This is a genomic window from Metapseudomonas resinovorans (genome assembly GCF_002003485.1).
In the GTDB taxonomy this organism is placed as follows: domain Bacteria; phylum Pseudomonadota; class Gammaproteobacteria; order Pseudomonadales; family Pseudomonadaceae; genus Metapseudomonas; species Metapseudomonas resinovorans_D.
The window spans coordinates 26,031-37,136 of the sequence record NZ_BDMA01000075.1 but is presented as its reverse complement, the minus strand read 5'-3'; the positions used below and the strand labels follow the sequence as shown (position 1 = coordinate 37,136).

Genomic DNA, 11,106 nt, shown 5'->3' with positions numbered 1-11,106 from the left:
TCCCGGCTTACTGGCGCATCCCGCGCCCGCTCACCAGCAGGCGGATGCAGGCGACGTAGAGGATGGCCATGGTGATCAGCATCAGCACGATGGCAACGCCAATGTTGATGTCGGACACACCGAGGATGCCGTAGCGGAAGGCATTGACCATGTGCAGGATCGGGTTGCCCAGGGAAACCGCCTGCCAGAACGGCGGCAGCAGGTTGATCGAGTAGAACACCCCACCGAGGTAGGTCAGCGGGGTCAGCACGAAGGTCGGGACAATCGAGATGTCGTCGAAGTTGCGCGCGTACACGGCGTTGATGAAGCCACCGAGGGAGAAGATGGTGGCAGTCAGCAGCACCACCAGCGCGGTCACCCCGATGTGGTGCACCGTGAGCTTGGTGAAGAACAGCGACAGGAAGGTAACGATCAGCCCCACCGCCAGCCCGCGCAGCACGCCGCCGATGGTATAGCCGAGCAGGATGGTGTGCGGCGACACCGGCGATACCAGCAGCTCCTCCACCGAACGCTGGAACTTGCTGCCGAAGAAGCTCGACACCACGTTGCTGTAGGAGTTGGTGATGACCGACATCATGATCAGGCCGGGGACGATGTAGTCCATGTAGCTGAAGCCGCCCATGGCGCCGATCTGCTTGCCTATCAGGTTTCCGAAGATGACGAAGTACAGGGCCATGGTGATGGCCGGGGGCAGCAACGTCTGCGGCCAGATGCGCGTGAAACGGCGGACTTCGCGGTAGACGATGGTTTCCAGGGCGACCAGGTTGGCGCGCAATTCCGAACTCATACGGCCACCTTCGCCAGGTTTTTCTCCACCAGGGACACGAACAGCTCCTCGAGGCGATTGGACTTGTTACGCATGCTCAGCACATCGACGTTCAGGGCGGCCAGCTGACGGAACAGCTCGGTCAGGCCCTGGGTCTTCTCCACCTGCACTTCCAGGGTGTGGTCATCCACCAGCTCGGCGGGGTAGCCATTGAGCTGCGGTACCACTTCCAGGGGCTCCTTGAGGTCCAGCAGGAACGTCTCCTTGTGCAGCTTCTTCAGGAGCTCCTTCATGCTGGTGTTCTCGACGATGCGGCCGTGGTCGATGATGCCGATGTTGCGGCAGAGCTGCTCAGCCTCCTCCAGATAGTGCGTGGTGAGGATGATGGTGATGCCCTGCTCGTTGAGCTCGGTGAGGAAGCTCCACATGGAACGGCGCAGCTCGATATCCACGCCGGCGGTGGGTTCGTCGAGGATCAACAGGCGCGGCTGGTGGACCAGCGCGCGGGCGATCATCAGGCGGCGCTTCATGCCGCCGGACAACTCGCGGGAAGCCGAGTTGCGCTTCTCCCACAGGCCGAGCTGAGTCAGGTACTGCTCGGCGCGCTCCTTGGCGATGTGCGCCGGAATGCCGTAGTAGCCCGCCTGGGTGACGACGATGTCGAACACCTTCTCGAACTGGTTGAAGTTGAATTCCTGGGGCACCACGCCGAGGCAGCGCTTGAGCGCATAGGGCGATTTATCCAGGTCATTGCCGAAGACACTGACGCTGCCGCTGGTCTTGTTCACCAGGGTGGACAGGATGCCGATGGTGGTGGACTTGCCCGCGCCGTTGGGGCCGAGCAAGGCGAAGAAATCACCTTCGGCCACGTCCAGGTCGATGCCCTTGAGGGCCTGGAAGCCATTGCCGTAGGTCTTGGTCAACTGCCGGATGGTCAGAGCGGAGCTCATGATGGATTCGTCTGCTTCAGAAGGAAGGGGCTAGATAAGGCTGATTGCCAGCAAATTCAACTGTTAAACGCTGCACATCAGCCTAGGTTCCTGGAGCCGGATCGGCGAGCCGGATCACGTAAGTGCCGTCATCACCGCCTTTCGATAGGCCGGCCGGGCTTTCAGACGCTCGTACCAGGCTTCGAGGTTGGGCAGCTCAGGGCGCAGGACCGGCATCTCGAACCAGGCATAGGCAAAGCAGCCCAGGGGAATATCACCCATGGCAAAGCGTTCACCTGACAGGTAGGGACGCTCGGCCAGGGCCCGCTCGGGAATGGCGAGTAGTTGACCGCAGCGGGTCAGTGCCGCCTCGATCGCTGCATGATTGCGTTCGGCCGGCGGCGTGCGCAGGGTGCCCCAGAACAGGTCGCGAAACGGCGTGGCGAAGCTGGAGGTGGCCCAGTCCATCCACTTGTCCCCTTCGGCGCGCGCCATCGGCGACTCCGGGTAGAGGCTGCCGGCGGCATAGCGCGCGGCCAGGTAGCGGACGATGGCGTTGGACTCCCAGAGCACCAGGTCGCCATCTTCGATCATCGGCACCAGGCCGTTGGGGTTGCGCTCGCGATACGTCGGCTCATTGACCAGGCCGAAGGCGCCACCGGCGTCCAGCTGTTCATAGGCGACGCCGACTTCCTCGGCACACCAGAGCGCCTTGCGCACGTTGGTGGAATTGATTCGCCCCCAGATCTTCAGCATTGCGACACTCCAGGCCGGTTGGACAGGGGCACCATTCTAGGGCGCGATGCCGGGTGACGGAATGCCGAATCCTCCAGACTTGCGCGGGGCTCAAAGCCGGAAGTGGCCGGCCATCCCTTGCAGCTCCTGCCCCAGGCGGGCGAGCTGGACGCTGGAGGTTGCGGTTTCATCCATGGCCACGGCCGACTGATCGGCAATATCGCGAATGCTGGTGACGCTGCGATTGATCTCCTCGGCCACGGCACTTTGCTGTTCGGCCGCCGCGGCGATCTGCTGGTTCATCTGATGGATCAGGGTCACCGCTTCGGCGATTCCGGCCAGTGCCTCTTCGGTCAGGTTGGCGTCCTGCACCGTCAGGCCCACCAGGTTTTCGCTCTGCTGCATGTGCTCCACCGAGCTGCGCACACCCTCACGCAAGGTGGCGATCAGCCGTTCGATCTCGGCAGTGGACTGCTGGGTCCGTCGCGCCAGCGCCCGCACTTCGTCCGCCACGACGGCAAAACCACGGCCCTGCTCGCCTGCGCGCGCCGCTTCGATGGCGGCGTTCAGCGCCAGCAGGTTGGTCTGCTCGGCGACGCTCTTGATGACATCCAGCACGGTGCCGATGCTCTGCGTGTCCTGGCTGAGGCGCTGGATGCTGGACGTGGTTTCCTCCATGGCGTGGGCCAACTGGTTGACGCGCTCAAGGGTCTGGCGCACCACCTGGTTGCCACTGCTGACACGGTTGTCCGCCGCCTCGGTGGAGCTGGCTGCAGCCTCGGCGTTGCGCGCCACCTCCTGCACGGTGGCAGCCATCTGGCTCATCGCCGTGGCCACCTGGTCGGTTTCTTCCCGCTGGCCATTCACGCCCACGCGGGTCTGCTCGGTGACGCTGGACAGCGACTGGGCCGAAGCGGAAATCTGTGCCACCCCGCCCTGCAGGCGACCCACCATGTCCCGCAGATTGCCGGACATGCCGGCCATGGCCTCCATCAACTGGCCGATCTCGTCACGCCGCTGCACCTCGATGCTGGCGCTGAGATCGCCCTCGGCAATCTGCCGGGCCAACCCAATGACGCGGCGCAACGGCCGGACGATCAGCAGGCTGATCAGCACCGTGGCGGCCAGGCCGATCACCAGGGCCAGGGCCGCCGCCAACAGGATCAGCAGCGAGCTGGATGCCTGCTGGGTACGCATGTCGGCCTTCTGCAGTTCATAGGCCCGTTCCACAGCCTGCACCACGCGGTCCGCCTGGGCGGCCAGGTGCGCGTACTCCTGACGCTGCTGGGCCAGGGTGGCGGTGTAGTCCTTGAGGCGTTCGTTGAAGGAGTCGACGTTGCCGATGACTTCGGTAAGTACGGCGGCGTAGCCGGGGTCCTGCATGGCGTCGCGCAACTCGGCGGCGAGCTTCTGCGCGTCCAGCGCTTCCTGGATCTGCGGGGCGCTGGCTTCTTCCGTGCCCCGGCTCTGTTCCAGGCGCAAGCGGGCCTGGTTGAGCGCCTGCAGAAGTAGCTGGTAGACACGACCGATCTGCCCACCCTGAGTTACCAGGTCACCGCCCTGTGCGCCCTGGGAGCTCTTCAGCAGGTCGACACCATCCTCGTTCAGGCCGCTCTGCAACACGTCGAGGCTGTTGGATGCGCTGACCACCAGCCAGTTGGCCGCGTCGAGCGCCAGGCGCTGGTTGTCGGTGAGTTCCACGTAGCGGTCGAATGCCTGGCGGTATTCGGCCATGGCCTGGGTCACTTCACCCAGGGCCTCGCGACCGGGACCGGAAAGCTGCACGGCCAGCGCCTCGCTGCGGGCGGCTATGGCCTCGGCCTGCTGGCGCAGCGTCTCGGCATGCTTGGCGTCGGCGGTCAGGGCGTAGTCTTTTTCCGTGCGCCGAATCACCAGCACATCGCTGCTGATGGCGCGCATTTCCTCCAGCAAAAGCGCCCTGCCGTCGACCGCGCGCAAGGCGGTGAAGCCAGTGGCCGCCACCACCAGGGTCAGCGCCAGGACGACGCCGAACCCCAGCATCAACTTGTTGGCAGTGCTCAGGCTCGCCAGCCTGCGTTGCAAGACAGTCCACATGCTCCTACCTCCCCGCAAGGCGACAACCGCATGGACGCGATCTGCTATCCGCTTCCCCGAAGGGGCGACCATAGGAGCTGGCGCATGGTGGCGACAAGCCACAATCCTGCCTTCCCACGGGCCGTGCTGTTTTTGGCTAACTGGAGGTCGTTTCTGGATAGCTTTCTATTCTTCCTACAAAAAACCAGGAACTGACCCAGGCCAATAAAGGACTCCCGCCGGGAAACTAGGCTTGACTCAGGATTCGCCAAGGAGGACCCCATGACCGCCCCATCAGCTACCCATTGGCACGCCGAGACCGCCGAAGCCAGCCTGCAGCAGCTGGACAGCAGGCCAACCGGGCTGGACATGGAGGAAGCGGAACGTCGCCTGGCCAGTTTCGGTCCCAACCGTCTCCCCGAACGGGCCGGCGCAGGGCCCCTGAAGCGCTTCCTGCTGCAATTCCACAACCTGCTCATCTATGTGCTGCTGGCCTCCACCCTGGTCACCCTGGCCCTGGGCGAATTGCTGGACAGCGCGGTGATCTTCGGTGTGGTGCTGATCAATGCCGTGGTGGGTTTCATCCAGGAAGGCAAGGCCGAATCGGCCATGCGCGCCATCCAGAAACTGTTGACCCTGGACAGCCGGGTGAAGCGCGGCGGCGAAGTTCGGCAGATCCCCGCCGAGGAGCTGGTGCCGGGCGACCTGGTACTGTTGGAGGCCGGCGACCGCGTACCGGCGGACCTGCGCCTGCTGGAAACCCGCGACCTGCGCATCGAGGAAGCGGCGCTCACCGGCGAATCCCTCCCCTCCGACAAGACCAGCCAACCGGTGACCCCAGATGCCAGCCTGGGCGACCGCCACAGCATGGCCTACTCCGGCACCCTGGTCAGCGCCGGCAGCGGCGTCGGTCTGGTGGTCGCCACCGCCGGCGCGACCGAGCTGGGCCGCATCAGCCACCTGCTGGGTTCAGTGGAGCAGTTGCAGACGCCGCTGCTGGCGGACATGGCGCGCTTCGCCCGCCAGCTCACTCTGATCATCCTCGTATTGGCGGCCGCCACCTTCATCTTCGGCATCCTGCTGCGCGGCTACAGCGCCGACGACATGCTGATGGCTGCGGTAGGCCTGGCCGTGGCCGCCATCCCCGAGGGCCTGCCGGCGGTGCTGACCATCATCCTGGCCCTGGGCGTGCAGCGCATGGCCCGCCGCAACTCGATCATCCGTCGCCTGCCAGCCGTGGAAAGTCTGGGCGCGGTGACCGTGGTCTGCTCCGACAAGACCGGCACCCTGACCCGCAACGAGATGACGGTGCAGCGCGTCTACACCGCCGCCCGCCGCTACGAAGTCTCGGGGGTGGGATACGCGCCCGAAGGCGACGTCAGCCCCACTCTCGACCTGGCCCATGACCTGCACGAACTGGCTCGCGCCGGCCTGCTCGCCAACAGCGCCAGCCTGTGCGAGGTGGGCAGCCAGTGGTGCATCACCGGCGACCCCACCGAAGCCGCCTTGCTCACCCTGGCCGGCAAGCTGCAGCTCGACTCGGATGAGGAAGCCTCGCTTCGTCCCAGGGTCGACGCCATCCCCTTCAGCTCCGAGCGCCGCTATCTGGCCAGCCTGCACCGCGACGACAGCGGCCAGGGCGTGATCTACCTGGTGGGTGCGCCCGAGCGGTTGCTGGAAGTCTGCGATTGGCAATGGCGCGACGGCGCAGCCGAGCCGCTGGACCCGCGGATCTGGGACGACGTGCTGGGCGAAGGCGCCGCCTCCGGCCTGCGCATGATTGGCCTCGCCCGCCGCACTGCCGGTAGCGGCCAGCACGAACTCGACCACGCCGACCTGGACAACGGCTTCGTGCTGCTGGGACTGGTGGGCATGATGGACCCGCCGCGCGAGGAAGCCATCCTCGCCATCGAGGAATGCCACAGCGCGGGCATCCACGTGAAGATGATCACCGGCGACCATGCCGCCACGGCCGCGGCAATCGCCGAGCGCCTGGGCCTGCCGGCAGGCAACCCGCTGACCGGAGCCGACCTGGATGACCTGACCGACGCCGAACTCGATGCCCTGCTGAAGGAAACCAGCGTATTCGCCCGCACCAGCCCGAGCCACAAGCTGCGCCTGGTGGAGCGCTTGCAGGCAATCGGCGAGCGGGTCGCCATGACCGGCGACGGAGTCAACGACTCCCCAGCCCTCAAGCGCGCCGACATCGGCATCGCCATGGGCATCAAGGGTACCGAGGCCGCCAAGGAGGCGGCTCAGATGGTGCTGGCCGACGATAACTTCGCCACCATCGCCCATGCGGTGGAGGAAGGTCGCACCGTCTACGACAACCTGAAGAAGTCCATTCTCTTCATCCTTCCCACCAACGGCGCCCAGGCGATCGTCCTGCTGACCGCCATCCTGCTCGGCCTGACGCTCCCCATCACGCCGCTGCAAATCCTCTGGGTGAACATGATCACCGCCGTCACCCTGGCATTGGCACTGGCCTTCGAGCCGGCCGAGGACAACCTCATGGCGCGCCCGCCGAGGGACCCAAAGGCGCCGCTGTTGTCCGGCGAGCTGCTCTGGCTGATCCTGCTGGTTTCGGTACTGCTGACCCTGGCCAGCCTGGGCCTGTTCATCTACACCCAGCAGCTGGGCTGGAGCATGGAGGCCAGTCGCACCCTGGCGGTGAACGCCCTGGTATTCGGCGAGATCGGCTATCTGTTCAGCAGTCGGAGACTGAACGGCCCGGCGAGTTTCAGCTTCAAGGACAACCCGATGGTCTGGGGCATGGTGGGCCTGATGGTGCTGCTGCAACTGGCGTTCACTTACGTGCCGGCGTTGCAGCAGCTGTTCGGTACCAACAGCATGAGCGTGGAAGGCTGGAGCTGGTGCCTCGGGACGGCCGTGGCGACTTGCGCGGTCGTGGAGGCCGACAAGTGGGTGCGCCACTATATCGCTGGCAGAAAAGGCTCACGGGTAAAGTAGTCGCCAAGACCCCGAGGCATGGATCGCTTACGGCGGCGCTGCGGAACATCGATTCGCAGCGCCGGCTTACGTCCACCGGCCAGGGGCGCGAGCTGGCCACGCGCTACTGGTAGCGATGAAGGTGCGGCTCAGGTCGGCCGCACCATGTTGAAAGTCTCGCGGGTGCGGGTGTAGGCACTACCGCCCAGACGCCCCACCAGATCCAGACGCTGCGGATCCACCCGGCCCGCTTCGGTCAGCACCGCGTCATCGATGTGTGCCAGCAGCACCTCGGCGAAAACCAGGTGGCAGTTGGGATTGCCACGCGGATAGGGCTGGATCTCGGCCACACGGCACTCGAAGGAAACCGGCGCGCCGAGCACCCGCGGTGCCCGCACACGCACGGAGGGCTCGATGGCGATGCCACAGGTCTCGAACTCACTCACGCCGTGGGGCAGCCAGGCTGCGCTGGCATTCATCGCTTCCGCCTGCTCGAAGGAAACCAGCTGGATCACCAGTTCGCCGGTTTCCTGCACGTTGCGCAGGGTGTCCTTGAGCTGGCCGTCGCCGCGCGTATTGATGTTCACCAGCAAGGTCGCCGGATCATCGCTGATGACCTGGAAGAAGCTGAACGGCGCCAGGTTGCTCACACCCTCCTTCGACAGGGTGGAAACCCAGGCGATAGGGCGCGGCGTAATGGTGGAGGCCAGCCAACGGTAGGCATCCAGCGGTGCCAGCTTGGAGAAATCGAGCTGCATGAATGAGACTCCAGCAGGGAGAAAACGGCGATTATGCCCTGCCGGTGGGAGCGGCGACACAGACGCCTTGGGTGCTGGCGAAGCTCTCGCGCCCGGCGTCAGCCACGCAGCAGATAAGCCCCTGGGGGAATCCTTCCCTGCAGCTTCTTGCATTTGCCAGGAGCCGGCTGCTGACCCGCGGGCCGATCCGGGAACCAGATCCGGCACTGCCCCGGCGGCGGCATGTGTCCACGAGGAATACGCACCTCATCATCGGCCGGCGGGTTGCCGTACGACGCAGCCTGGAGGCCACCGTCACCTCGGCCTTGCCAATCGCCCGCCTGCGAATCGGCCAGGAATTCGCCCTCCGCTGGCGCCGCCAGCCCACCGGCGGCAATACCGGCCACCTGCCGCGCCTGCACGTCCTGGTCGAGGCCGACGCGGACCTCGGCCTCTTCATCCCGCTCCACTTCCACCTCGGACCCAGTCGATACACCCGGTCCCATCGCCTGCCGGGCCGACTCGATCAACTGGAAATTGCGCTCGCGCAGCCCGGGATCATTGCCCACCCGCGCATTGGAACGCATGGCCAGCGCGACGGCCTGCGCGTACTGCCCCTGCTGGAAGCGAACCTGCCCCAGGTAATGCAAAGTCGCCGGATTGTTCGGCTCGATCCGCAAGGCACGCTCCAACGTATCGTCAGCCTGCTCCACCTCACCGAACTCCAGTTGCAGTGAAGCAGCCTCCAGCAGGGCGGCCGAAGCACCGTTGTTCGGTTGAGCTACCCGACGATCCGCCGAATAAGCCGGCAGCGCAGCGGCCGTACAAAGGGAGAGCGTCAGGATCGACAAGAGGGACTTGGCTTGCATCGAGGGTGCTCTCACCTGGAGTCATGGGTGGAAGATCGCGGCGAAATCCGACCCTGACCAACCCCCTGAAGTTCCCGGCTGCCCCCGCGAACGGCCGAAAGCACCTTTTTCCGATAGCGTTCCTGAAAATCAGAGAAAACACCTCCTCTCTGCATACAAATCCAGTGTGTCTTGCGACAGCTCCTGCTGGATCGCCAGCTGCAGAGAGGTGAGTTAAGCCGCGCCGCGAAACGGCGTCGGCTTGGACGAACTGCTAGGCCGCACCGACCACCGTCAGGACTCCGGGGCGAACCCGAAGACGCGCAACTCCTGATCGCAGCGGCAGGCCTTTGCAATACGCGCGGCCCATGCAACGGCCTCTTCGCGCGAAGGCAGTTCGAGCACAGTGAAGCCGCCGTCAAGCGGGGGCGCCCACGGGTAGCCGCCATCGGCGACCGTGCCGTCAGCTGAGACGAGCGCGGGCGGCACATTTTCGTCGATGCCGCCAGCGAAGACGTAGACGCCGGCGGCCTTCGCCTCGTCGATCACGGCATGCGCGTCGCGGCCCACCTCCTCCAACTCACTTTCGGGCACGACCATCGCCGCGCTGGGGAAGGAGATCAGGTATTTGGCCATGGTGTGTTTTCTTCTGGCCCGCTCACAAAGCTTTCATTTCAGCAATATCGCGCGCCACCTGATCTGCAGAGCGGTCGAACATCGCCTGCTCCTGCGCATCCAGAGGCAACTCGATCACCCGCACAACCCCCTCATCTGCCAGCACACAAGGGACGCCCATGGCAATATCTTTTCGCCCGTACTCGCCCTCGAGGATCGCGACCGTCGGCAAAATGCTGTTTCGCCCATTGGCGATGGCATCCACCATCTGTGCTATTGCCACGCCCGGCGCATCGCAGGCGCTCCCCACCTTCTTCAAACCCAGAATCTCGCCGCCACCCTGGCGTGTGCGCTCCACAATCCGCTCTATCTGCTGACTGGACAGGAAGTGAGATAGCGGCACCGAACCGACCGCACAGTAGCGCATCAGCGGCACCATGCTATCGCCATGCCCTCCCAGCACCAGCGCCGTAATATCCCGAGCAGAAAACCCTGTCTCCTCGGCAATGAAACACTTCATGCGCGCTGTATCCAGCACCCCCGCCTGCCCGAACACCTTGTCGCGTCCCAGCCCACTTAGACTCCAAGCCCGATAGGTCAGCACGTCGACCGGGTTCGACACCACCAACACCGTCGCCGCCGGAGCATGACGATTAATATCCAGCATGATGCCGTCGATAATTGGCAGATTGATGCTCAATACATCCTGGCGCGACTGGCCAGGCTTGCGGGGCACACCTGCCGTAATCACCACCAGGTCAGAATCCTGCAGCAATTCGGCATTGGACCCGCCGTAAACCCGGGTGTCAGAACCTGACTCAACGGCCGCCTGCCAGACGTCCAGCGCCTTGCCCTTTGCCAAGTCACCCTGCACATCAATCATCATCAACTCACGACAGAACTCTTCCCGGGCGATGATCTGAGCCGCCGCCTCACCCACCATCCCGACACCCACAATTGATAGCTTGTTCACCTCACACCTCCCGGCAGCGCGCGACACGCCCACCTTTGCAGAGAAGTATTACCCGCTAATGCAAAACGGCCACCCGAAGGTGGCCGAAGCCGTCGTTAATGGGCAGCGCTGGCCCCAGCCCATCTCCCCTGCCGACATTTGCTGGGCTCTGGTCGACCTGGTCCGGGCCAGAGGGACAGGAAGTGGCTTCCTGAGCTGATGACCAAGGAAGCAGCGCCGGCGGCGGCCCTCCTTCATCACCGCATGCCGGCGATTTTGGCACCACCACCTCCAAGCCGGCACTGTCGCCGGTCTTGGCGGGGTCGTAGGTTGTGTGCGGGATCACGTGATCCGCCGGTTCCTTTTTCCCGGTCGGCCAACCCGCACGGTCTTGCCCTCCATATCCGGCAGCACGCATCACAAGCGGCCATACCCAAAGCAGGCTTGCGGGTCTGTCTACGAAGCCAGCGGCGATGACAGCAAGAGCAGAGAAGACTCCTCTTTTCTCCAGTGTCTGCGC

Annotated in this window: 9 protein-coding genes; 1 reads left to right on the top strand and 8 read right to left on the bottom strand. The window is 64.6% G+C overall.

Translation table 11 applies throughout. The annotated features are described in order from the left end of the window. Window positions 1–7 precede the first annotated feature (7 nt). The 4 genes from MnOB_RS21050 to MnOB_RS29825 all read right to left on the bottom strand — a co-directional run bounded on the left by MnOB_RS21050 (window position 8) and on the right by MnOB_RS29825 (window position 4,506). Window positions 8–787, bottom strand: a complete 780-nt coding sequence (locus tag MnOB_RS21050; protein ID WP_077526170.1) for an ABC transporter permease — start codon at window positions 785–787, stop codon at window positions 8–10. Beyond that, window positions 784–1,716 (bottom strand): ABC transporter ATP-binding protein, encoded by a 933-nt coding sequence (locus MnOB_RS21045; RefSeq protein WP_077526169.1) that lies wholly within the window; start codon window positions 1,714–1,716, stop codon window positions 784–786. The genes MnOB_RS21050 and MnOB_RS21045 overlap by 4 nt, the downstream gene beginning before the upstream one ends. A gap of 114 nt (window positions 1,717–1,830) precedes the next feature. Beyond that, a complete protein-coding gene (locus MnOB_RS21040; RefSeq protein WP_077526168.1) occupies window positions 1,831–2,451 on the bottom strand; it encodes a glutathione S-transferase family protein in 621 nt (206 codons plus the stop codon). 90 nt (window positions 2,452–2,541) lie between these two features. After that, a complete protein-coding gene (locus MnOB_RS29825; protein ID WP_077526167.1) occupies window positions 2,542–4,506 on the bottom strand; it encodes a HAMP domain-containing methyl-accepting chemotaxis protein in 1,965 nt (654 codons plus the stop codon). Window positions 4,507–4,767: 261 nt separating this feature from the next. Here MnOB_RS29825 and MnOB_RS21025 point away from each other — a divergent pair, with 261 nt between their 5' ends. Continuing rightward, window positions 4,768–7,455 carry a cation-transporting P-type ATPase gene (locus tag MnOB_RS21025; protein ID WP_077526165.1) on the top strand — a complete coding sequence of 896 codons (2,688 nt, stop codon included), beginning with the start codon at window positions 4,768–4,770 and terminating at the stop codon, window positions 7,453–7,455. A 128-nt stretch (window positions 7,456–7,583) separates the two neighbouring features. On the opposite strand, the gene MnOB_RS21020 is transcribed toward MnOB_RS21025, so the two are convergent. The 4 genes from MnOB_RS21020 to MnOB_RS21005 all read right to left on the bottom strand — a co-directional run bounded on the left by MnOB_RS21020 (window position 7,584) and on the right by MnOB_RS21005 (window position 10,607). Then, window positions 7,584–8,192 (bottom strand): flavin reductase family protein, encoded by a 609-nt coding sequence (locus MnOB_RS21020; RefSeq protein ID WP_077526164.1) that lies wholly within the window; start codon window positions 8,190–8,192, stop codon window positions 7,584–7,586. Between the two features lie 98 nt (window positions 8,193–8,290). Beyond that, complete coding sequence (locus tag MnOB_RS21015) at window positions 8,291–9,040, bottom strand: tetratricopeptide repeat protein (RefSeq protein WP_077526163.1); 750 nt, start codon at window positions 9,038–9,040, stop codon at window positions 8,291–8,293. Window positions 9,041–9,313: 273 nt separating this feature from the next. Continuing rightward, window positions 9,314–9,655, bottom strand: coding sequence for a YciI family protein (locus MnOB_RS21010; RefSeq protein WP_077526162.1), 342 nt, complete (start codon window positions 9,653–9,655; stop codon window positions 9,314–9,316). A gap of 22 nt (window positions 9,656–9,677) precedes the next feature. Next, the gene (locus MnOB_RS21005) at window positions 9,678–10,607 is read right to left on the bottom strand and encodes a malate dehydrogenase (RefSeq protein WP_077526161.1); all 930 of its coding nucleotides are present in this window, start codon (window positions 10,605–10,607) and stop codon (window positions 9,678–9,680) included. Window positions 10,608–11,106 lie beyond the last annotated feature (499 nt).

Excerpts from the sequence above, each read along its gene's own strand:
- MnOB_RS21050 (WP_077526170.1), bottom strand. The coding sequence starts at position 787 with ATGAGTTCGGAATTGCGCGCCAACCTGGTCGCCCTGGAAACCATCGTC.
- MnOB_RS21045 (WP_077526169.1), bottom strand. The coding sequence starts at position 1,716 with ATGAGCTCCGCTCTGACCATCCGGCAGTTGACCAAGACCTACGGCAAT.
- MnOB_RS21040 (WP_077526168.1), bottom strand. The coding sequence starts at position 2,451 with ATGCTGAAGATCTGGGGGCGAATCAATTCCACCAACGTGCGCAAGGCG.
- MnOB_RS29825 (WP_077526167.1), bottom strand. The coding sequence starts at position 4,506 with ATGTGGACTGTCTTGCAACGCAGGCTGGCGAGCCTGAGCACTGCCAAC.
- MnOB_RS21025 (WP_077526165.1), top strand. The coding sequence starts at position 4,768 with ATGACCGCCCCATCAGCTACCCATTGGCACGCCGAGACCGCCGAAGCC.
- MnOB_RS21020 (WP_077526164.1), bottom strand. The coding sequence starts at position 8,192 with ATGCAGCTCGATTTCTCCAAGCTGGCACCGCTGGATGCCTACCGTTGG.
- MnOB_RS21015 (WP_077526163.1), bottom strand. The coding sequence starts at position 9,040 with ATGCAAGCCAAGTCCCTCTTGTCGATCCTGACGCTCTCCCTTTGTACG.
- MnOB_RS21010 (WP_077526162.1), bottom strand. The coding sequence starts at position 9,655 with ATGGCCAAATACCTGATCTCCTTCCCCAGCGCGGCGATGGTCGTGCCC.